General features: G+C 66.1%; 19 protein-coding genes, 2 tRNA genes and 1 pseudogene. 10 read left to right on the top strand and 12 right to left on the bottom strand.

Features of this window, described 5'->3' with window-relative positions:
- Positions 1-2 precede the first annotated feature (2 nt).
- A pseudogene (locus AB0L63_RS12395) lies at positions 3-1,850 on the bottom strand (DAK2 domain-containing protein); the annotation flags it as partial.
- A gap of 955 nt (positions 1,851-2,805) precedes the next feature.
- Between AB0L63_RS12395 and rpmB the strand changes: the two are divergent.
- The 3 genes from rpmB to AB0L63_RS12380 all read left to right on the top strand — a co-directional run bounded on the left by rpmB (position 2,806) and on the right by AB0L63_RS12380 (position 4,383).
- Entirely contained in the window at positions 2,806-2,997 is a 192-nt protein-coding gene (rpmB, locus tag AB0L63_RS12390) for a 50S ribosomal protein L28 (RefSeq protein ID WP_011210730.1), read from the top strand.
- An 83-nt stretch (positions 2,998-3,080) separates the two neighbouring features.
- Positions 3,081-3,572 (top strand): GNAT family N-acetyltransferase, encoded by a 492-nt coding sequence (locus AB0L63_RS12385; protein WP_364498632.1) that lies wholly within the window; start codon positions 3,081-3,083, stop codon positions 3,570-3,572.
- Positions 3,573-3,600: 28 nt separating this feature from the next.
- Positions 3,601-4,383: an enoyl-CoA hydratase-related protein gene (locus AB0L63_RS12380; RefSeq protein ID WP_364498629.1), complete on the top strand. Its 783-nt coding sequence runs from the start codon at positions 3,601-3,603 to the stop codon at positions 4,381-4,383.
- Here AB0L63_RS12380 and AB0L63_RS12375 read toward each other — a convergent pair whose 3' ends face one another.
- The 4 genes from AB0L63_RS12375 to thiL are packed head-to-tail and all read right to left on the bottom strand — an operon-like array spanning position 4,384 to position 7,423.
- On the bottom strand, positions 4,384-5,247 hold the full coding sequence (locus tag AB0L63_RS12375) for an alpha/beta hydrolase (protein ID WP_364498626.1): 864 nt from the start codon (positions 5,245-5,247) through the stop codon (positions 4,384-4,386).
- A gap of 57 nt (positions 5,248-5,304) precedes the next feature.
- Positions 5,305-5,568 (bottom strand): hypothetical protein, encoded by a 264-nt coding sequence (locus AB0L63_RS12370; protein WP_364498623.1) that lies wholly within the window; start codon positions 5,566-5,568, stop codon positions 5,305-5,307.
- Between the two features lie 44 nt (positions 5,569-5,612).
- Positions 5,613-6,296, bottom strand: a complete 684-nt coding sequence (locus AB0L63_RS12365; protein WP_364498621.1) for a uracil-DNA glycosylase — start codon at positions 6,294-6,296, stop codon at positions 5,613-5,615.
- 11 nt (positions 6,297-6,307) lie between these two features.
- Positions 6,308-7,423 (bottom strand): thiamine-phosphate kinase, encoded by a 1,116-nt coding sequence (thiL, locus tag AB0L63_RS12360; RefSeq protein ID WP_364499171.1) that lies wholly within the window; start codon positions 7,421-7,423, stop codon positions 6,308-6,310.
- Between the two features lie 172 nt (positions 7,424-7,595).
- Here thiL and AB0L63_RS12355 point away from each other — a divergent pair, with 172 nt between their 5' ends.
- Complete coding sequence (locus AB0L63_RS12355; RefSeq protein WP_364498618.1) at positions 7,596-8,468, top strand: DUF3515 domain-containing protein; 873 nt, start codon at positions 7,596-7,598, stop codon at positions 8,466-8,468.
- A 43-nt stretch (positions 8,469-8,511) separates the two neighbouring features.
- Here AB0L63_RS12355 and AB0L63_RS12350 read toward each other — a convergent pair whose 3' ends face one another.
- Both AB0L63_RS12350 and AB0L63_RS12345 read right to left on the bottom strand, forming a co-directional pair.
- A complete protein-coding gene (locus AB0L63_RS12350; protein ID WP_364498615.1) occupies positions 8,512-9,609 on the bottom strand; it encodes a D-alanine--D-alanine ligase family protein in 1,098 nt (365 codons plus the stop codon).
- Between the two features lie 65 nt (positions 9,610-9,674).
- Positions 9,675-10,670, bottom strand: coding sequence for an NAD(P)H-dependent glycerol-3-phosphate dehydrogenase (locus AB0L63_RS12345; RefSeq protein ID WP_364498613.1), 996 nt, complete (start codon positions 10,668-10,670; stop codon positions 9,675-9,677).
- A 43-nt stretch (positions 10,671-10,713) separates the two neighbouring features.
- On the opposite strand from AB0L63_RS12345, the gene cofC reads away from it, so the two are divergent.
- The 3 genes from cofC (at position 10,714) to AB0L63_RS12330 (ending at position 14,959) form a co-directional block, all read left to right on the top strand.
- A complete protein-coding gene (gene cofC / locus AB0L63_RS12340; RefSeq protein WP_364498610.1) occupies positions 10,714-11,412 on the top strand; it encodes a 2-phospho-L-lactate guanylyltransferase in 699 nt (232 codons plus the stop codon).
- Between the two features lie 161 nt (positions 11,413-11,573).
- Complete coding sequence (locus AB0L63_RS12335; RefSeq protein WP_364498607.1) at positions 11,574-13,733, top strand: RNA degradosome polyphosphate kinase; 2,160 nt, start codon at positions 11,574-11,576, stop codon at positions 13,731-13,733.
- A gap of 257 nt (positions 13,734-13,990) precedes the next feature.
- Positions 13,991-14,959: an NUDIX hydrolase gene (locus AB0L63_RS12330; protein WP_364498604.1), complete on the top strand. Its 969-nt coding sequence runs from the start codon at positions 13,991-13,993 to the stop codon at positions 14,957-14,959.
- A gap of 165 nt (positions 14,960-15,124) precedes the next feature.
- On the opposite strand, the gene AB0L63_RS12325 is transcribed toward AB0L63_RS12330, so the two are convergent.
- The 3 genes from AB0L63_RS12325 to leuC all read right to left on the bottom strand — a co-directional run bounded on the left by AB0L63_RS12325 (position 15,125) and on the right by leuC (position 18,098).
- Entirely contained in the window at positions 15,125-15,757 is a 633-nt protein-coding gene (locus AB0L63_RS12325) for an HU family DNA-binding protein (protein ID WP_364498601.1), read from the bottom strand.
- 156 nt (positions 15,758-15,913) lie between these two features.
- Positions 15,914-16,522, bottom strand: coding sequence for a 3-isopropylmalate dehydratase small subunit (gene leuD / locus AB0L63_RS12320; protein WP_364498598.1), 609 nt, complete (start codon positions 16,520-16,522; stop codon positions 15,914-15,916).
- A 154-nt stretch (positions 16,523-16,676) separates the two neighbouring features.
- Complete coding sequence (leuC, locus tag AB0L63_RS12315; protein ID WP_364498595.1) at positions 16,677-18,098, bottom strand: 3-isopropylmalate dehydratase large subunit; 1,422 nt, start codon at positions 18,096-18,098, stop codon at positions 16,677-16,679.
- Between the two features lie 150 nt (positions 18,099-18,248).
- Here leuC and AB0L63_RS12310 point away from each other — a divergent pair, with 150 nt between their 5' ends.
- The 3 genes from AB0L63_RS12310 to AB0L63_RS12300 all read left to right on the top strand — a co-directional run bounded on the left by AB0L63_RS12310 (position 18,249) and on the right by AB0L63_RS12300 (position 19,837).
- Positions 18,249-18,950 (top strand): IclR family transcriptional regulator, encoded by a 702-nt coding sequence (locus tag AB0L63_RS12310; RefSeq protein ID WP_364498593.1) that lies wholly within the window; start codon positions 18,249-18,251, stop codon positions 18,948-18,950.
- Between the two features lie 35 nt (positions 18,951-18,985).
- Entirely contained in the window at positions 18,986-19,522 is a 537-nt protein-coding gene (locus AB0L63_RS12305) for a PPOX class F420-dependent oxidoreductase (RefSeq protein WP_364498590.1), read from the top strand.
- Between the two features lie 126 nt (positions 19,523-19,648).
- On the top strand, positions 19,649-19,837 hold the full coding sequence (locus AB0L63_RS12300) for a DUF5302 domain-containing protein (RefSeq protein ID WP_364498587.1): 189 nt from the start codon (positions 19,649-19,651) through the stop codon (positions 19,835-19,837).
- Between the two features lie 207 nt (positions 19,838-20,044).
- Here AB0L63_RS12300 and AB0L63_RS12295 read toward each other — a convergent pair.
- Positions 20,045-20,117: transfer RNA gene (locus AB0L63_RS12295), tRNA-Glu, on the bottom strand.
- 155 nt (positions 20,118-20,272) lie between these two features.
- Positions 20,273-20,344: transfer RNA gene (locus tag AB0L63_RS12290), tRNA-Gln, on the bottom strand.
- Between the last annotated feature and the right edge of the window lie 32 nt (positions 20,345-20,376).

The following is a 20,376-nucleotide window of genomic DNA, read 5'->3' as shown; positions in this document are numbered from 1 at the left end:
CCCTATTCCACCCCTATCTGCACCAGATCCGCTTGCTGCCCACCGGAATACACGCTCACCTCGACACCGGGGAAACCGTTCGCGATATGCGCGGCCAGTTCGTCCACGAGTTCGGCGGGTGCCGCCACACCCATGAGCAGGGTGACCAGCTCACCGCCGAAGCCGAGCATCCGGTCGAGCAGGGTCCGGGCCGCGGTCGGCACATCCCGATCGATCACCACGACATCGTGGCCGACCAACCCAAGCCCATCACCGGCCTCGCAGGTGCCGACCATGGTGAGCGCCCGCTCCGCCGCGGCGCGCAATGATCCCCAGCGGGTTGCTGCCGCCGCCTCCGACATCGCGAACGCATCGTCCACCGCGATCCGGCCACTATCGTGCACCGCCAAGGCCGCCAACCCCTGCACCATGGACCCGCTCGGCAACAACAACACGTCCCGGCGCGCGTCACGAGCCGCGACACCGACCGTGACCAATTCGTGCGCGGGCAGCGCACCGTTCGGCAACACCAGCACCTCCCGATTCGGCAGTCGTCGAATCGCCCCGAGCAGCGCGGCGCTGGTCACGGGCCCGTCACCGCCGAGCACCACCGCGCCCCCGGCCTCGAACAACGCCGCCGCCCCATCCCCCGACGCGACAGCCAGAACCGCACGATCCGCAGGATCATCGTGCTCGGATCCGATGTGCTTGGTTGCACCCGATCCGACGGACGTACGTCCAGCACCAGCCCGCGCGACGACATCAGTGCTATCCACAACATTCGCCGAGGCGCAATCGCGGCGCCCGCCAGCATCAGGGCGACCCGCAACGTCCGTCAGGGCTGCGTCTGGATGCTCGCCAACCTCGGCGCCGCAGGCTGTATCACGGTGTGCACTCCGCGCGGTCGCTACCGCACGTCCACCATCACCAGGCCGCACAGCGGCATCGGCGCGATCCGCAGCGTCGTGGTGACCGACAATCTCCGGATGGCCAGCGATACCGGCGTGCGCGGCTACGCCACTGTGCGCGGTCGCGTCGGGATACGCGGGGGTGGGGCAGGTGGTGATGGTGAAGCTTTCGATGCGGATGGAGCTGAGGGTGCCGGTGGCTATGCCAGCTTCTACGGCTGCGCCGGCGTCGGCGCAGTGGACGTGAGCGGACCAGGAGCCCGCGCCGTCGCCGACGACCACGACGGAGTCGCCCAGATCAGCCAGGCGGTCGCGGAGGTGGGCGATTCGTTGGTCATCGGTGTCGAACAGGAGGTACATGACCTCGAAGTGGGGTTCGGCACTGGTCAGGGGTTCGGCACAGCTGCCGTGCGGTTCGGCAGCGGCTCGCGGTGCGGAATCGGCATGCGCCGCAGCGGCGGCACGGTCAACACCTGCGGGGTCACCAGCGAATGCGAATTCGCCGCGCGTGTATTCCGGCCGAGTGGGCGTCTCACCGAGGGTGACCGCGACCAGACTGTCGAGCAGTACCACCAACCCGCGCGCACCCGCATCCACCACCCCCGCCTCGCGCAGCACGCCGAGCTGGGCAGGTGTATCACCGAGCGCTTTGACGGCACCGTCGGCCGCCGCCACCGCCACCGCAGCCACGGCAGACTCCGGACAGGCCGCAGCGGATTCGGCCGCCCGCTCCAGGACGGTCAGAATGGTCCCTTCGACCGGCACACTCAGCGATCCCCGCACCAGCACCGCTGCCGTGGCCAGCGCATCACGCAATGTCTGCGCCGTCAGCGGTCCACCGCGCGACGCCTCGGCAATCCCGCGCAACACCTGCGACAGGATGATGCCGGAGTTCCCGCGCGCACCGAGCGTCGCCCCACGCGCCATCGCCGCAGCAACAGCATGCGTCGAGAGCGATTCGCCCTGTTCGATATATCCGCCCGCAGCTCCAGCCCACAGCCCGCCGTCGGGGATATTCCGCGAGATCCCACGCGCGGCAGGACCAGGCAAGGTCTGGCTATCAACACCGTTCGTGACGATGACTCGGTCCATCAACTCCGCCGAGGACGCCGCTACGGGATCCGATACTCCGGCATCACCGACCACCCGAGCATCCGCGGTAAAACCACGGACTGCCTCCGACATCGCGCCATCGTCGACCACCTCAGCCCCCGCACCATCGACGGCCGCGGCATCGGCCTCGGCGGCACCGCCGACCACCCCGGCATCCGATTTCCCGCTATCGGCTTCCGCAGGAAGATCGTCGGCCACGAAATCAGCCAACCGCTCGGACCCGCGTGCCGAGAACACCGCGGCCTCGGCAGCCTGCACTGCCGCTCGCATGGTGGCGAGCATGTTCGTACCGGTGTCGGCATCGGCGATGGGGAAGACATTGAGCGCGTTGATCTCTGCGCGCCGTTGTTGCAGGCCCTCCAGGCAGATCCGGCCCCAGCGCAGCAGAGCCGTGCCGTTCAGTTCTTTCGGCCCGGCAGCGGCAGGCAGTCCCGCGTCCGGGCCATCGCCCATCATGTCCCGCACTCCGGGCACCGCCACCTCTCTCCCCGATCGTCCACGCCACCCGCAGCCGAGCGGCTGCTGGCAGATCGCTCGAAAGGATCTGCCGCCGTTGGCCAGGTTAGCTGGCGATACCGACACTGGGTCGGCGACACCGATTCACTACAATCGGGTGTGCCCGCGGGTCGGCACCGTATGACCCGGTTTGGCGGATCCGGGCGCCGCCAGCTACCCTTGCAGGGTTGCCTAGCGCGGCCGAGAGGGTTCGCGCTGGCCGGCATCAGTCGGCAGGGCATTAAGACATTGTTTCCGGACATGCTGCCGACGTGCGGCGGTCCCCACATGACATGAAGGAGTTCGCGACATGGCTGCCGTCTGCGACGTCTGCGCCAAGGGCCCCGGGTTCGGGAAGTCGGTCTCGCACTCGCACCGGCGTACCAACCGTCGTTGGAACCCGAACATCCAGACCGTGCGTGCACAGGTCGCGCCGGGCAACACCCGCCGGATGAACGTGTGCACCTCCTGCCTGAAGGCGGGCAAGGTCGTTCGCGGCTGACTCCCAGAGACCGACATACGCCCCGACACCACCAGGTGCTCGGGGCGTAGTCATCTGCGGACCCCTCGGCAACGATGGTCTCCATGCCCCAGCCCACCTGGCAGATAGCCCTGCTCGGCGCCGAACACGTCCATAGCCTCGCCGAATGCCATATCGCCTGCTGGCGTGAGGCCTATCGCGGCTTGGTCCCCGATCACGTCTTGGCTGCGTTCGATGTCGAGCGCAGCGCGGAACAATGGGAACGCGTCCGGATCCGTTACCCGACCAGCACCTACGTTGCCGTCGTCGATGATGAAGTGATCGGCTTCGCGAGCACGGGTGCATCACGCGACGAATCACCGGTCACCCCAGGCGAACTCAACGCCCTCTATGTCCGCGCCGCCTGGTATGGCACCGGCGTCGCCCACGACCTGATCCGTGCCGCCGTCGCCCCCGACATCCCGTGCTCGCTCTGGGTGTTCGAGAAGAACCAACGCGCCCAGGCCTTCTACCGCAAACACGGCTTCGAACTCGACGGCGCCAGCCGCATCGAGGCTTTCACCCCATCCATCGAGGTTCGTATGGTGCGCCGCTGACCGAAAGGCGCGAGCTAGTGTGCTGACCATGACATCCACGCACACCGAGTACGCCACCATCGTCGATGGCGTACTACAGATCACCATCTCGACCGCCGCGAACGGCACTTCCCTTGACTTCGCCGGCATCGAGGCGGGCACCAAGGCATTGCGGGCGGCCGGCCGCGAAATTGGGGCCGTGCTGTTGACGGGCACCGGACCGAACTTCTCTGCGGGCGGCAATGTCCGCGGTTTCGCGGCGGCCGAGGATCGGGCTGGTCATATCTACGGCCTCGCGACGGATCTGCACAATTTCGTGCGGGCGCTCGACGAGGCCATCGCGCCCGTCGTTGCCGGGGTGCAGGGCTGGGCGGCTGGAGCCGGGATGAGCCTGGTGTGCGCGGCGGATATCGCGATCGGCGGTCCGAGCACTAAGCTGCGCCCGGCGTATCCGGGCATCGGGTTGAGCCCGGACGGGGGCATGTCGTGGACGCTGCCGCGGATCGTCGGCACCGGACGCGCCCGCGAAATCCTGCTCACCGACACGATTCTCGATGCCGAAACGGCGGTGCGCCTCGGTATCCTGAGTCGGGTCGTCGATGACGAGCAGGTGCGGGCCGAGGCGCTGGCCGTGGCCCGAACCATCGCCGCCGGACCGCGATCCGCCTACGCGAGCATCAAATCGCTACTGGCACGGTCGAATTCGTCGACCTTGAGCGATCAGCTCGACCACGAGCGCGATGCCATCACCGCCGCGGCGAACAGCCCGGCCGGACGCGAAGGCGTCGATGCCTTCGTCGAGAAGCGCAAGCCCGACTATCAGAATCGGTAGCTAACCGCGCACCTGGAGCACGAATTTCGCGACCGCGTCGGTGAACGAATCATTGTCATCACCGGCCGCGGTATGCGCGGCCCCGCCGATCTCGACCAGCTGCGCATGCGGCACCAATGTCTGGAATTCCGCTGCGCCCTCCGGCGACACCACATCGGATTGCATGCCGCGCACCAGCAGCACGGGCACGGTGAGAGCGCGCGCGGCGGCCTCCATCTCCTGGGCCATTTCGCTCGCATCCTCGACGCGGTGGCCGAGCATATCCGGATCCCAATGCCAGTACCAGCGGCCGTCGCGCTGGCGCAGATTGCGCAGCAGGCCGTCGGTGTTCTTGGGCCGTGGCCGATGCGGCATATATTCCGCGACCGCGTCGGCCGCCTGTTCGAGGCTGTCGAAGCCGTCGCGATGTTTGCCGAGGAAGTCGATCACCCGCGCGATACCGGCGGGTTCGGGGCGGGTGACGATATCGACGAGCACCAGGGCGGTGATCGCCGCGCCGCCCGGATCCGCGGTGGTGAGCAGGCCGGTGATCCCGCCCATACTCGCGCCGACCACCACCGCGGGGGCAGCCAGCTGTTCGAGGACCGCGACGAGATCGGCGACCATCGTGGTACGTCGGTAGTCGGCGTTCGGCGACCATGCGCTGTCGCCGTGGCCGCGCGCGTCGAGCGTGACGACCCGCATCCCGGCGGCGGCCAGCTTCGCACCGGTCTGTTTCCACGAGTGTCTGGTCTGACCGCCACCGTGCAGAAACAGGACGAGCGGGCCGTCCGCCGGGCCGAACTGGTCGGCGGCCAGCTCGATCCGATCCGAACCGCGCAGCCGCAGCCGGATCGGATCGAGAAGGTTGTTCGCAATACTCACGATCCGAGGATCGCACAGTTAACGCTGGGGCTCGTGCGTGCCCCGGTCAATGGGATCTCAGCAGTTCCATTTGCCTTGCGCGCTGATGGTGTTCTGCAGCAGGCACGCGACCTTGGCATTCACCGAGGACGAGATGGACGAGGAGCCATTGGACGTGTATTCCTCGCCGACCGGAGCGGCGGTGGTCGGCGCATGATCCGCGGCGGGCTCGAGTGGCAACCCGGCCGCATTGGCGGCCGCGCTGCCGCCGGCCAGGGCCGCGCACAGAGCCAGCGTAGCGATGGTGCTGCGCAGTGCGCCGCGAACGGTCTTGTTCTGCATGAAATTATGCTCCTCTACTGTGATTCAACCTCGACGCCCGAGTTCTAGGGCAGGCGCCAGTCAACAGGCTCGGCCCCCAATTCGTCGAGTAGTTCATTCACTCGCGAGAAGGGTCGCGAACCAAAAAAGCCGCGCGAGGCCGACAGTGGTGACGGGTGCACGGATTCGATATAGGGCACCTCGGCCGCGGCGAGTTGCGGTTTCAGTGTCTGCGCGTCACGACCCCACAAGATCGCGACCAGTGGCTTGTCCCTGGCCACCAGCGCGCGAATCGCCTGGTCGGTCACCGCTTCCCAACCTTTGCCGCGGTGCGAGGCGGGCTGTCCCGGCGAAACCGTCAGAACTCGGTTCAGCAGCAGCACGCCCTGATCCGACCATGGGCTCAGATCGCCATTGGATGGCGTCTGGTAGCCGAGGTCCTTGCTGTATTCGGCGAAGATATTGGCGAGGCTGCGCGGAACTGGCGAAACATCCGGGGCGACAGAGAAACTCAGGCCCATCGGATGTCCCGGCGTCGGATACGGATCCTGACCCACGATGAGCACGCGCACCGCATCGAACGGACGCTGGAAGGCGCGCAGCACATTCTCACCGGCCGGTAGATAGCCGCGGCCCGCCGCATTCTCCACGCGCAGGAATTCGCCCATCGCCGAGATCTGTGCCGCAACCGGTTCGAGAGCCTTCGCCCAACCGGGATCCATGATTTCCGTCAGTGGTTTCGCGCCCATGACCGCACAACCTATCGTGGCTCGGGCTCGGATACCGAGTCCACCCCGCTGAACGATTCCCAGCCCGCACTGCCGGCGTGCCGCACACCGTCCACGGTGACGCCGTGACCTGCCAGCACCTGCCCGATCGGCACCCAACCGGGCGGCAGATCCCGGTGCGCGGGCCAGGTTCCGACGAAGGCGTGATCCTCGCCCCCGGTCAGAATCCATTGCGCCGCATCGGTATCCAGACGCCGCGCGATTGTCGCCAGCACCGGATCACGCAATGTCTTCGAGTGGATATCGATGGCGACTCCGGACGCCTCGGCGATATGGCCCAGATCCGCGAGCAATCCGTCCGAGATGTCGGTGAGCGCGGTGGGTATGGCGCGCAATTCAGTGGCAGATCCGATAACGCCTTCCGACCCGAACTCCGCCGCGTTGGACTGATCCGAGCCCCCGATATGCTCCGAGCCGAGCACTGCTTCCGCCGCGACAGCACCCGAGTTATCCGCTCCAGCAACGGAATCGGCAACGACGGCCAGTACCGCCGAATAGGGCGGCTGTGGGACCCGATGGGCCGCAAGCACTTCGGCGAAAAGTTCATCCGCCGGATCGGCTCCGGCGGTCAGCACTGTCAACCCGGCGGCGGACCAGCCGAGTCGACCCACCACCGCGACCGTATCCCCAACGCGCGCGCCGGCTCTGGTGATCGGCGCGCGACCGTCCAGATCACCGAATGCGGTGACCGAAATGACCAGCTGCGGGCTGCGCACCACATCGCCGCCCGCGATGGAGCCACCCGCACGGCGCGCCTCGGCCCACATCCCATCGGTGAGCCCGTCGACCAGTTCGAGCGGCGTATCGGCCGGACAGCCGAGCGCCACCACGAACGCCGTCGGTACCGCACCCATTGCGACCACATCAGCGGCATTCTGCGCGATCGCCTTGCGCCCGATATCGCGCGGACCGGACCAGTCGAGCCGGAAATGTCGATCCTGGACCAGCATGTCGGTAGTGACCACGAACCGGCCGTCCGGCGCGGCCACCAGGGCGGCGTCGTCACCTGGCCCGAGCAGCACGCCGGGCGCCTGCACCCGCCCCGTGTTCATCCGCTCGATCAGCGCGAACTCCCCCAGCTCGCGCACTGTCTTCGGCCGTGTGCTTCCGCTGATGACCTGGTCCCTTCCCCGGCGTCGTGCTGGCTGAAATCGCACCGAGAGTACCCTTTCCAGGGCAAGTGAGTATTACCAGGCCGGTGCGCGCATCCATCTCGCAAGTGACCCGGCCCACCAGCGCGAACAGGAAGGATCGGTGAGCATGGCGGCGCAGGCGTCGGACCGCGATTCGTCGGCGGCGGAGTCGTCGAAGGCCGAGCTGTCGAAAGACTCCGCGCTGTCGAAAGGGACGGCCGATGCGGCCGCGGACGGCGCGGCGGCAGCAGCCACGCCCCTTGTCGATCACAATGGCGCCGTGCGCCCGTCCCCAGCCGCCGATGCCGAGCCCGCAACAGCCTCAACCGGCGCCGCCGGCGAGCCCATGAGCTCCGACCGCGCTGAATCTGCCGCAGCGCCCGCATCCTCCAACAGCGGCGAACCCACCGACGAACCCGCTTCCTCCGACAGCGTCGAACCCACCGACGAGCCCGCAACCGAATCCAGCGGTTATCCGCCCGCGCTGATCGCGACCGCAGTCGCACTCCCGGTCGTGCTGGTAGTCGCCGTGCTGGTGGCGGCTGTCCTGGCCCGCCGGGCGCCGACCGAACGCGAACCTCTGGTCCTCGGTCCGGTTCCCGCACCCGCCGCGGACGGGCCGGCGTGCACCACGCTGCTGCCCGCATTGCCGGTCGATCTCGGCGACTACTCCAAATCCACGCTGGTGGAACCGGCTCCCCCCGCGACCCGCGCCTGGCAGCGCAAAGACGGCGGGGATGCCATCGTGCTCCGGTGTGGTTTGGAGCGGCCGCTGGAATTCAACCGTGCCTCGCCATTGCAGATCGTCAACGGCGTGCAGTGGTTCGAGGTCCGTGATCCGGCCGCGAAGGCAAGCACCTGGTTCGCTGTCGACCGCGCGACCTATATCGCGCTGACCGTCCCCGACGGCTCCGGACCGACTCCGCTGCAAGGAGTTTCGGACACGATCACCGCGAGCCTGCCCGCCCAGCCGATCGATCCCGGTCCGCTGCCGAATTGATCGACGGCAGGCCGAAGCGCGCCGAAAGCGCTATCCAGAACAGCTAGCGCAGTCCGGTCCCGCGCGCCAACGCCGTCTCGATCAGTGTGGAAACCAGTGTCCGGTAGTCGATTCCGGTCGCCTCCCACATCCGTGGGTACATGGAAATCGATGTGAAGCCGGGCATCGTATTGATCTCATTGATCACCGGCCCCCGCGCCGTGACGAAGAAGTCCACCCGCGCCAGCCCTTGGCAGTCGAGCGCTTTGAACGCCCGCACCGCGAGTTCCCTGATGCTGTCGGACACCTCGTCGTCCAGCTTCGCCGGAACATCGAATTCACACACATCGTCGAGGTATTTGGTGTCGAAGTCATAGAACTCCGGTGCCGCCGCATCGGCCTCCGGCATCCGGATCTCGGCGACCACACTGGCCGCCACCCGGCCATCCGGGAATTCCAGTACGCCACATTCGACTTCACGTCCGACAATGCCCGCCTCCACGATCACCTTCGGGTCGTGTTCGCGTGCCGTCGCGATCGCCGCGTCCAACTCACGCCAATCGGTGACCTTGGTGATGCCGATCGAGGAACCACCGCGCGCCGGTTTGACGAACACCGGTAGACCGAGCAGCGCCCGATCGTCCGCACCCAGGGTGTCGGTCCCGCGGCGCAGCACCACCTGGCGTTCGATCGGCAGCCCCTCCGCGGCGAGCAGCTTCTTGGTGAATTCCTTATCCATGCCCGCCGCACTGGCCAGTACGCCCGGCCCGACGTACGGCACCCCGGCCAATTCGAGCATGCCCTGCAACGTGCCGTCCTCACCGAACGGGCCGTGCAGGATCGGGAACACCACATCCACCGACCCCAGTGCCGCACTCGGATCATCGAGCGCGACCAACGAACCGGACCGGCTCGGGTCGGCGGCCAGCGTGAGCGCGGTGCCGCTGCTGTCCACGGCGGGCAATGCATTGTCCATGAACCCGAGCTCCGCCACCTCGGCACCGCCGAGCACCCAGGCGCCGTCGAGGGTGATGCCGATGGGCACGGCCTCGTACTTTTCCGGATCGAGGTTGCGCAGCACACTGCCGGCCGACACACACGAGACGGCGTGCTCGTTACTGCGCCCGCCGAACACCACAGCAACCCTGATCCGGTTCCTCATGCACGGAACCGTACCCGTTTCCGATGTCGAACCAACCTAGCGCCCGTGCGGTTATACCGTTCGCCCTATTCCGGTTTGATCCGCCGACCCAGCAGATTGCCGACCGCCTCGCGCACCGAAAGGCCCTCGTGACATACCTGGTGCACCGATGTGGTCAGCGGCATCTCGACATTGTGCGCCACCGCCAAGGCCCGAACCGATGTGCACGACTTCACCCCCTCGGCGACCTGACCATGGGTGGCCGCCTGGGCCGCCTCCATGGACCCGCCGGCCCCGAGCACATGCCCGAACGACCGGTTGCGCGACAGCGGCGAGGTACAGGTGGCAACCAGATCGCCGACCCCGGCCAGCCCTGCGAGTGTGGCCGGCTCCGCGCCGAGCGCGACCCCGAGCCGGATGATCTCGGCCAGCCCGCGGGTGATCAGACTGGCGATCGAGTTGTCGCCCAACCCCATTCCGGAGGCGATACCGCAGGCGAGCGCGATGACGTTCTTGCATGCGCCACCGATCTCGCAGCCGATCACATCGGTATTGGTGTAAGGCCGGAAGTAGCCGTTGGCGCAGGCCTGCTGCAGTGCGACCGCCCGAGCAGCATCGGTGCACGCGATCACGGTTGCCGCGGGCTGCTCGGCCGCGATCTCCTTGGCCAGATTCGGGCCGGACAGCACCGCGATGCGACTCTCGTCCGCACCGGTGACCGCACCGATGACCTGGCTCATCCGCAGCAGCGTGCCGGTCTCGATGCCCTTGGCCAGACTCAGCAGCGCGGCATCCGGTCCGATCGAGTCCCGCCACGTCTCTAGATTCGCGCGCAACGATTGCGATGGAACCGCGAGCACGACGATGTCCGCACCGTCGAGCGCTTCGGCGTGATCGTGGGTGGCCGCCATGTTGGGTAATTGCACATCGGGCAGATAGAACGGATTGCGATGTTCGGTGGCCAGGGCCTTGGCCACCTCGGGCCGCCGTGCCCAGATCGTGACGTCGGTTCCCGCGTCCGCCAACACCTTCGCGAACGCGGTCCCCCATGAACCCGCGCCCAGCACTGCCGCCCTCGTCATCTGCCCAATATGCCACGGAACCACTCATGGAAGGATCAGGGCCATGCGTCCGCATGCGTTGCACGCCGTGATCGCGGTGAAGAGCCTCGATCAGGCCAAGAGCCGCCTGTCCGATCGGCTGCCCCCGGAACACCGGGCCCGGCTGGTGCTCGCCATGCTCGCCGACACCGTGTCCGCCGCCGTCGCGGTGCCGCGGATCACGTCGGTCACCGTGGTGACCCCGGATCCGGTCGTCGCCGAGTTGGCGCGCACGCTCGGCGCGACAGTGCATCCCGAACCTCGCGGCGGGGTGATCGACGCGGCCGATCCGGACAGCCTGAACACCGCGCTCACCGACGCGGCGACCGCACTGCGACACCGGCACGGCCCGGTCGAACTGCTGGCCCTGCAGGCGGACCTGCCCGCCTTGCGCCCGGACGAACTCTCCGACATGCTGTCCTGCGCACCGCTCGGCGTTCGTTCGGTCGTCCTCGACCATGCGGGCAGCGGCACGGCCGCGCTGTTGGTTCGCGATGCCGCCGCCGCGCTGGATCCGCGTTTCGGTCCCGGCTCGGCGCGTCGGCATATCGCCGCGGGCGCGGTCGACTTGCACGGTGACTGGCCCGGATTGCGGCTCGACGTCGACACCGCCGACGATCTGGACCGCGCCATCGAACTCGGCACCGGGGATTCGACAGGAGCTGTCCTGCACGACATCGGTTGGCCGATTCACGTTCATGAGCGGGTACGCCGGGTGTGCTAGCCGGTCGCCACATCCACGGTGATAAGCGTGGCAATGATGACGTCGGGCTGTGCATGGCCTGGTTCGTAGGGGATGATCGTTGGCGTGAGTGAGCGAAGCAAGCGATTTCGGAACCAGCGTGCCTCGCGCGTGTCGGGACCGCGTCCCAGCGAGGCGCGGGCATGAGTGAGATCGAAACCGTCAAACAGCAGGTGCTGCCGACTGCACTGCCCGCCGCGACCCCGCCTGCCGCGGATGCCGGCGTGCAGCAGTTGCCACGTGATCGCTATCTTAACCGGGAACTCAGTTGGCTGGACTTCAACACCCGAGTACTCGCGCTTGCCGAGGACGCATCGCTGCCATTGTTGGAGCGCGCGAAATTCCTCGCGATCTTCGCCTCCAATCTGGACGAGTTCTATATGGTCCGCGTCGCCGGTCTCAAACGCCGTGCGGAGACCGGGCTTTCGGTGCGTTCGGCCGACGGCCGCTCGCCCACTGAACAATTGGAGCTGATCGCGGAGCGCGCCCAGGAGATCGCCGATCGACACGCCCGCGTGTTCCTGGACTCGGTACTGCCCTCACTGACCGCCGAGGGCATCGCTGTCATCGACTGGTCCGATCTGGACGACGATGAGCGCCAACGCCTCTCGAGCTATTTCCAAGATCAGGTCTTTCCGGTACTCACCCCGCTCGCGGTGGATCCGGCGCATCCATTCCCCTACATCAGCGGGCTGAGTCTCAACCTCGCGGTGACGGTGAAGGATGCCTCCACCGGTGGTGAGCATTTCGCCCGGGTCAAGGTACCCGACAACGTCGATCGCTTCATTCGGGTGCGGCGTACCGATTCCAGCTCCCCCGTCGCGGCGTTCCTGCCGATGGAGGAACTGATCGCCGCGCACCTCGATATGCTGTTCCCGGGTATGAAGGTGGTCGAACATCATTCCTTCCGGATCACCCGCAATGCCGATTTCGAGGTCGACGAGGATCGCGACGAGGATCTGCTACAGGCGCTCGAGCGCGAACTCGCCCGGCGCCGCTTCGGGTCGCCGGTCCGACTAGAGGTCTCCGACGATATGACCGAGCACATGCTCGATCTGCTGCTGCGTGAACTCGAGGTCGATCCCGGCGATGTGATCCAGGTGCCCGGTCTGCTGGACCTGTCCTGCCTGTGGCAGGTGTACGGCGTGGACCGGCCCAATCTCAAGGACGCACCGTATGTGCCCGCTACGCCGCCGGCATTCGGCGAGCGAGAGACCCCGCGCAACGTCTTCCAGGCGCTGCGCGAAAGCGATGTACTGGTGCACCACCCCTACGACTCGTTCTCCACCAGCGTCCAGCGGTTCATCGAACAGGCCGCCGCCGACCCGCAGGTGCTAGCGATCAAACAGACCCTGTACCGCACCTCCGGTGACTCCCCGATCGTGAACGCGCTGATCGACGCGGCCGAGGCGGGTAAACAGGTCGTCGCACTGGTCGAGATCAAGGCCCGCTTCGACGAACAGGCCAATATCAAATGGGCCCGCGCGCTGGAACAGGCGGGCGTACATGTGGTGTACGGCCTCATCGGCCTCAAGACGCACTGCAAGACCTGTCTGGTGGTGCGCCGCGAGGGTTCGACCATCCGCCGCTACTGTCATATCGGCACCGGCAACTACAATCCGAAGACGGCGCGCCTCTACGAGGATGTCGGATTGCTCACCGCCGCACCGGAAATCGGCGCCGACCTGACCGATCTGTTCAATTCGCTGACCGGTTACTCGCGAAAGGCCAACTACCGCAACCTGCTTGTCGCACCGCAAGGTGTGCGCGCTGGCATCATCGAGCGAATCCAGCGCGAGATCGAGCTGGCCCAGGAGGGTGTCCCGGCGCGAATCCGGATGAAGGCCAATGCAATTGTCGACGAGCAAGTCATCGACGCGCTCTACCGAGCTTCTCAGGCCGGTATACCGGTGCAGGTCGTGGTGCGCGGCATTTGTGGTCTACGCCCCGGTGTCGAGGGGATGAGCGAGAACATCGAGGTGCGCTCGATTCTCGGTCGTTTCCTCGAGCATTCGCGGATCCTGCACTTCCAGGCCCAGGACGAATACTGGATCGGCAGCGCCGACATGATGCACCGGAATCTGGACCGGCGCGTGGAAGTCATGGCGCAGGTGAAAGATCCGAAGCTGTGCGAGCAGTTGGGCTCGGTGTTCGACTCGGCGCTGTATCCGACGACCCGCTGCTGGGTACTCCAAGCCGACGGCAGCTGGCATGCCTCGCCCGACGGCGCCGATCGCAACGGCGTCGAGGTGCGTGACCACCAGGAATTCATGATGCGAGTACGGAGACCGGATCAGCCGTGAGTAAGCGGCAGCCAGTGAACCGTCAACACAGCGTGCCATCGCGTGCGATGGAGCCGAGCGCCAGCGAGGCGCAGTCGTGAGCGAGCGAGGCGCAGTCGTGAGCGAGCGTCAGCGAGTGAACCATCAACACAGCGTGCCATCGCGTGCGATGGAGCCGAGCGCGAGCGAGGCGCAGTCGTGAGCGAGCGTCAGCGAGTGAACCATCAACACAGCGTGCAACCGCGCACGACGGAGCCGAGCGCGAGCGAGGCGAAGTCGTGAGTGGTTCGACGGGATACGAGAAGGGCGGGGGACCGTTCTTGGATCCCCGGGTAACAGCCAATATTCACGCCGCGGGTGCGGTGCTGTGGCGCAAAGCCGCCGCTGGATCCGACGCCATCGAGATCGCCGTGGTGCATCGTCCCAAGTATCAGGATTGGTCGCTGCCGAAAGGCAAACTCGATCCGGGCGAGACGCCGGTGCTCGCCGCCGTGCGCGAGGTCGGCGAGGAAACCGGCCTCGACTGCCGGCTCGGCCGTTACCTCGGGCACGTCACATATCCGATTCCGGGTCACCGGAAACTCAAGCGGGTCGACTATTGGGCCGCCCGGGTCTGCGGCGGTGAATTCAGCGCCAATTCCGAGGTCGATGTGCTGTCCTGGTACACCTTGGACCGGGTGATGGACCAATTGTCGTATCCGATGGACCGACAGGTGGTGCGCGCCTTCACCCGCCTGCCCGCAGCCACCGACACGCTGCTGCTGGTGCGGCATGCGAAGGCGGGCAGCCGGGACCGATTCGACGGTCCGGATGAGCAACGCCCGCTGGAGCGAGCCGGGCGGGCCCAAGCCGCCGCGCTGGTCCCGAATCTGCTGGCATTCGGTGCATCCGAGATCTATTCGGCCGATCCGGTGCGCTGCGTCCAGACGGTGGAACCGCTGGCGGAAAAACTCGGCACGACCATCGAGATCGAACCGTCGTTCTCCGAAACCGCTTATGCCGCAGCGCCGGACAAGGCCCGACAATGCGCGGCAGCACTGGTCTCGGATCGTGCGGTGCGCGTTCTGTGCAGTCAGGGCAAGGTAATTCCCGATCTGCTGCGGTGGTGGGCCGATCGCGACGGCGTCACGCTGCCGTCCGCGCGCAACCGCAAGGGCAGTGTGTGGGTGCTGTCATTCGCCGCGGGTCGATTGGTCGCCGCCGACCACCTGGACCGGTCGCTGTCGGACGCCATCGTCAAGTCCTGACGTCCTAGGAGGACCACAGCCGTCATACGGTTGCTTCTCGACGCCGAATCCAGACATGGACAGCCGAAAGGGCCCCGGGGCGAGCCCCGGGGCCGTTTCGAGCCGGTATGCCAGTGATTCCGCCTAGCGGAGCCGAATCACCTGACGGCACTGCATCTGCCAGTGTCAGCGCGCGCGGCGGGCCGGAGCCTTCTTGGCCGCAGTCTTCTTGGCGGGCGCCTTCTTGGCGACCGTCTTCTTGGCGGCGGTGGCCTTCTTGGCCGCCGCCTTCGTGACCGGAGCCTTCTTGGCGACGGTCTTCTTGGCGGGCGCCTTCTTCGCGGCCGTCTTGGCGGCAGTTGCCTTGCGCGCGGTCGTCTTTGCCGGGGCCTTCTTGGCCGCCGCCTTCTTCGCGGGCGCCTTGGTGGCGGTCGCCTTCTTGGCGGCGGTCTTCTTCGCGGCCGTCTTCTTGGCGGCCTTCTTCGCCGCCACCGCTACATTCGCGCCGCGTTTGACGGCGGGGCCGGTCGCGGTCAGCTTCTGCTTACCCGCGATAACCGCCTTGAACTGCGCGCCCGGACGGAACGCTGGCACCGAAGTGGGCTTCACCTTCACGGTTTCGCCGGTACGCGGGTTCCGCGCGACGCGAGCCGCACGCTTACGCTGTTCGAACACACCGAATCCGGTGATTGTGACGCTCTGACCCTTGTGCACAGCGCGCACGATGGTGTCGACCACATGCTCGACTGCCGCGGTGGCCGTGCGCCTGTCCGTACCCAACTTTTCGGTCAGAACGTCGATCAGTTCCGCCTTGTTCATTGAATCCTCCGCAGACTAATGGCCCGTCGTCGGACCGACTAGGTACCACGGTAAACCCACATTGAGCAAGAGTCTATGTGCCACGCCAAAATTCATGTGGTTTAGCACACGTCCAGCTACCTCCCCAAGGCGAACTCAGCTATCACTACCGGGTGATTACGCCTGCGAAATATGTGCCGGGAGGGTTGTGGGTTTCCAACTTGGCCTTGCCTTTTCGAACTCGCCGATGACGTCACTGCGCCGCAGTGTCAGCCCGATGTCGTCCAATCCTTCGAGCAGACGCCACCGTGTGTAGTCATCAATATCGAACGGCAACACGACGGTTCCAGCCGTCACGGTGCGTGCCTCGAGGTCCACTACCAATTCGAGACCGGGCTGTTCCTCGAGCAACTTCCAGAGCATTTCGACATCGTTCTGTGACATCTGTGCGGCCAACAGTCCACCCTTGCCCGCATTGCCGCGGAAGATGTCGGCGAAGCGCGCGGAGATGACAACGCGAAAGCCGTAGTCCGACAGCGCCCATACGGCGTGTTCGCGCGAGGATCCGGTGCCGAAGTCCGGACCGGCCACCAACACACTGCCCCGGTTATAGGGATCGGTGTTGAGAATGAAGTCCGGATCCGATCGCCATGCTGCGAACAGCCCGTCCTCGAATCCCGTTCGCGTCACCCGCTTCAGGTACACGGCCGGAATGATCTGATCGGTGTCGACATTGGATCGGCGCAGCGGCACTCCGATCCCCTTGTGCACGGTGAAGGCTTCCATTTGCTGATTCTCCTGGGTCATTAGACGATTTGGGCCGGTCGTTTCGAGCGACCTGCAAGCAGTCGCTACGGCTGCCGTTTCGAGCTACCTACAACCAGCCGCTGACGGCCGGAAAGAGCGATTCGGCGCGGACACAACGGCGTCCGCTGGTCGATCAGTCCAGATCCGCGGGCGAGGACAGGGTGCCGCGAACTGCCGTAGCGGCCGCTACGAGCGGGGAAACCAGGTGCGTACGGCCACCTTTGCCCTGCCGGCCCTCGAAGTTGCGGTTCGAAGTGGAGGCACAACGCTGGCCGGGCGCGAGCTGATCGGGATTCATTCCCAAGCACATCGAGCAGCCCGCCTGACGCCATTCGGCACCCGCCTCGGTGAAAATCTCACCAAGTCCTTCTTTTTCCGCCTGGGCGCGTACCCGCATAGATCCCGGTACAACCAGCATTCGCACCCCGTCGGCGACGCGGCGTCCCTTCAAAATCCCGGCCACGGCACGCAAATCCTCGATGCGTCCGTTGGTGCACGAACCGACGAATACGGCGTCGACCGATACATCACGAAGTGGAGTACCCGGCTCCAAATCCATGTATCGCAACGCTTTCTCCGCGGACTCGCGCGCCGTCTCGTCGGTAATCTGCGCCGGATCGGGCACCTTCTCGCCAAGCGGAGCACCCTGTCCAGGGTTGGTACCCCAGGTGACGAACGGGGTCAGCGAGCTGGCGTCGATGTGCACCTCGGCGTCGAAAACCGCGCCCTCATCGGTCTTCAGCGCCTCCCAGGCGGCCACTGCGGCATCCCAGTCGGCTCCCTGCGGCGCGTGCGGGCGGCCTTTGAGGAATTCATAGGTCGTTTCGTCAGGAGCGATCATGCCGGCCCGCGCGCCCGCTTCGATCGACATGTTGCAGATGGTCATTCGGGCCTCCATGGACATGGCGCGAATGGCCTCGCCGCGATACTCGAGCACATAGCCCTGACCACCGCCGGTACCGATCTGAGCGATGACGGCCAGAATAAGGTCCTTGCTCGTGACACCGGGCGGCAATTGGCCGTCGACGGTGATCGCCATGGTCTTGAACGGGCGCAGCGAGAGTGTCTGCGTGGCAAGGACGTGCTCGACCTCGCTGGTGCCGATGCCCATCGCCAGCGCGCCGAACGCGCCGTGCGTCGAGGTGTGGCTATCGCCGCACACCACCGTCATCCCCGGCTGGGTCAAACCCAGTTGCGGCCCGACGACGTGCACAATGCCCTGATCCAGATCACCCATCGGATGCAGGCGCACACCGAATTCCACGCAATTGCGGCGCAGCGTCTCGACCTGGGTGCGCGAAATCGGATCGGCGATCGGCTTATCGATATCGATCGTCGGGACGTTGTGGTCCTCGGTCGCGATGGTGAGATCGGGACGGCGCACCGGACGGCCTGCGGCGCGGAGCCCGTCGAAGGCCTGCGGGCTGGTCACCTCATGCACGAGGTGCAGATCGATATAGATCAGATCGGGCTCGCGCGAAGCCCCCTCGCCCTCCCCCCGGGCGACGACGTGCTGCTCCCACACCTTCTCGGCCAGTGTGCGGCGCTCGGCCATTCTCGATCACCTTTCCGACGAGCAACCGATGCACGCGATCCGGGCTGAGGCGCGCGCACGGCTACACAAGTTTTGGACTGTTTCCGACGCGTCCGGAGCGAGCAGACCTTGAAGTGGCTTTCTCAGTATCCGAGACGCTAGTATCGTTATATGAGACAGCATAGCGGTATCGGCGTCCTCGACAAAGCGGTGTCAGTGCTATATGCCGTCGCGGAGCATCCATGCGGTCTCAACGAACTATGCACCCGCACCGGCCTACCCCGGGCCACCGCCCACCGCCTGGCCGTCGGGCTCGAGGTACACCGACTGCTCGCCCGCGACAACAACGGTCTGTGGCGGCCCGGCCCGGCCCTCGCCGAACTCGCCACCGGGGCCACCGATCCACTGCACGAGGCCGCCGCGGCCATTCTCCCGCGCCTACGCGAGATCACCGGCGAGAGCGTCCAGATCTACTGCCGAGACGGCAATGCGCGGGTCTGCATCGCCGCCCTGGAACCGCCCGTCGGCCTGCGCGACACCGTACCGATCGGGGCGCGCCTACCGCTCACCGCGGGTTCGGCAGCCAAGGTACTGGTCGCCTGGGCGGATCCGGAACTGCAGGGCACCATCCTGGCCGATGCGGTATTCGGCGAGCGAGCGCTGGCCGAGGTCCGCAAGCGCGGCTGGGCCCAGAGCGCCGCCGAGCGGGCCAGCGGCGTAGCCAGCGTCTCGGCACCGGTGCGCGACGCCGCAGGCCACGTCATCGCGGCGGTGTCGGTATCCGGTCCGATTGATCGCATGGGCCGCAGACCCGGCGCCCGCTGGGCGGCCGACCTGGTCGCCGCCGCGGACGCATTACACAAGAGGCTGTAACATGTTCCAGTTTCGAGCATCTAGAGTTGGTGCGCATGGGAGTAAACCAACGGGCCCAGATCGTCATGTCCGACGCCGAGATTTCCGAATTCCTGGAGCGCAGCCGCATCGCGACGCTAGCCACCATCGGTCCGAACGGTGCACCGCACCTGACCGCGATGTGGTACGCACTCATCGACGGCGAGCGTGCGGCCGACGGCTCGGTCCACAAGCTCCCCGAGCTGTGGTTCGAGACCAAGGCCAAATCACAAAAGGCGGTGAATCTACGCCGCGATCCCCGCATCACCTGCATGGTCGAAGCAGGCCATACCTACGACCAGCTGCGCGGCGTCTCCATCGAGGGCCACGCCGAGATCATCGATGATCCGGACAAGCTCTTCGCCGTCGGTGTGAGCGTCTGGGAGCGCTACACCGGCCCCTACAATGAAGAGGTCCGCCCGCTCGTCGAGCAGATGCTCACCAAGCGGGTAGCGGTCCGTGTCATCCCGAATCGTCTGCGCAGCTGGGACCACCGCAAACTCGGCCTCCCCCAACTCCCCCTTGGCGGCACCACCGCCCAAGCCCTCGACTGATCGCGCCACGCGGGCAAAATCCGGCTGACACACCGCACCCGGCACAGTAGCGTCAACCCTGTTCGACCCGAATCGGCCGTGCGACGCCTTTGGCGCGACGCACGGCCGCGACGACGAGGAGCAGACATGGCGGAAAGTTCCAACGGCAAGGCGGCACCGAGCACCGAAGAGGTCAAACGCAAGTTCAAGGAAGCCTTGGAACGCAAAAACCAGCATCACGCCAAGTCGAACGACCACCTCGACGGCCGCTCCAAGGCAACTGCCACCCACGGCAACGCCAGCCACAAGCGAGAGTTCCGCCGCAAGAGCGGATAGTAAGCCCTACCGGCCGCGAAAGGCCCTCCAGCGAAACCACTGGAGGGCCTTTCGAGAAAACAGCGGGCCCCACCAGCCACCCGCACCCCGCCAGTCCAGCCCGGGGCGAAGCCCTCCGGGTAGGGGTGTGGGGGTTTCACCCCCACAAAGCAATGCGAAAACGAGAAAGGCTCATGCTCTATGTGAGCATGAGCCTTGCACTCGTTGTAGCCCCGACGGGATTCGAACCCGCGCTACCGCCTTGAGAGGGCGGCGTCCTAGGCCGCTAGACGACGGGGCCAGGACTCGATCTCCCACATTTCGGTGAGTGATCTTTCCGGTTGATCTTTCGATCAGTGGAAGCTCGGTTAGCTTAGCTGACCGAAGCCCGGCGACCAAATCGCCGGATGCTGAACAACTTTCGGTCGCGCACCGAGAGACGAACAACATTCTCCGCTGGGGTACCAGGACTCGAACCTAGAATGGCTGAACCAGAATCAGCTGTGTTGCCAATTACACCATACCCCAATGACCAGGACGTTTGACCTCGTGTCCGGCTG

This window comes from Nocardia sp. NPDC051990 (assembly GCF_040680755.1).
Taxonomy (GTDB): Bacteria; Actinomycetota; Actinomycetes; order Mycobacteriales; family Mycobacteriaceae; genus Nocardia.
The sequence above is the reverse complement of the archived record's forward strand: the minus strand, read 5'-3'. Positions and strand labels throughout refer to the sequence as shown.

What these genes read in the sequence shown, in the direction of transcription:
- leuC (WP_364498595.1), bottom strand. Translation starts at nt 18,098, where the DNA reads ATGGCCGAGCGCCGCACACTGGCCGAGAAGGTGTGGGAGCAGCACGTC.
- AB0L63_RS12325 (WP_364498601.1), bottom strand. Translation starts at nt 15,757, where the DNA reads ATGAACAAGGCGGAACTGATCGACGTTCTGACCGAAAAGTTGGGTACG.
- AB0L63_RS12300 (WP_364498587.1), top strand. Translation starts at nt 19,649, where the DNA reads ATGGCGGAAAGTTCCAACGGCAAGGCGGCACCGAGCACCGAAGAGGTC.
- rpmB (WP_011210730.1), top strand. Translation starts at nt 2,806, where the DNA reads ATGGCTGCCGTCTGCGACGTCTGCGCCAAGGGCCCCGGGTTCGGGAAG.
- AB0L63_RS12380 (WP_364498629.1), top strand. Translation starts at nt 3,601, where the DNA reads ATGACATCCACGCACACCGAGTACGCCACCATCGTCGATGGCGTACTA.
- AB0L63_RS12345 (WP_364498613.1), bottom strand. Translation starts at nt 10,670, where the DNA reads ATGACGAGGGCGGCAGTGCTGGGCGCGGGTTCATGGGGGACCGCGTTC.
- AB0L63_RS12335 (WP_364498607.1), top strand. Translation starts at nt 11,574, where the DNA reads ATGAGTGAGATCGAAACCGTCAAACAGCAGGTGCTGCCGACTGCACTG.
- AB0L63_RS12385 (WP_364498632.1), top strand. Translation starts at nt 3,081, where the DNA reads ATGCCCCAGCCCACCTGGCAGATAGCCCTGCTCGGCGCCGAACACGTC.
- AB0L63_RS12355 (WP_364498618.1), top strand. Translation starts at nt 7,596, where the DNA reads ATGGCGGCGCAGGCGTCGGACCGCGATTCGTCGGCGGCGGAGTCGTCG.
- cofC (WP_364498610.1), top strand. Translation starts at nt 10,714, where the DNA reads ATGCGTCCGCATGCGTTGCACGCCGTGATCGCGGTGAAGAGCCTCGAT.
- AB0L63_RS12365 (WP_364498621.1), bottom strand. Translation starts at nt 6,296, where the DNA reads ATGGGCGCGAAACCACTGACGGAAATCATGGATCCCGGTTGGGCGAAG.
- AB0L63_RS12370 (WP_364498623.1), bottom strand. Translation starts at nt 5,568, where the DNA reads ATGCAGAACAAGACCGTTCGCGGCGCACTGCGCAGCACCATCGCTACG.
- leuD (WP_364498598.1), bottom strand. Translation starts at nt 16,522, where the DNA reads ATGGAAGCCTTCACCGTGCACAAGGGGATCGGAGTGCCGCTGCGCCGA.
- AB0L63_RS12310 (WP_364498593.1), top strand. Translation starts at nt 18,249, where the DNA reads ATGAGACAGCATAGCGGTATCGGCGTCCTCGACAAAGCGGTGTCAGTG.
- AB0L63_RS12350 (WP_364498615.1), bottom strand. Translation starts at nt 9,609, where the DNA reads ATGAGGAACCGGATCAGGGTTGCTGTGGTGTTCGGCGGGCGCAGTAAC.
- AB0L63_RS12305 (WP_364498590.1), top strand. Translation starts at nt 18,986, where the DNA reads ATGGGAGTAAACCAACGGGCCCAGATCGTCATGTCCGACGCCGAGATT.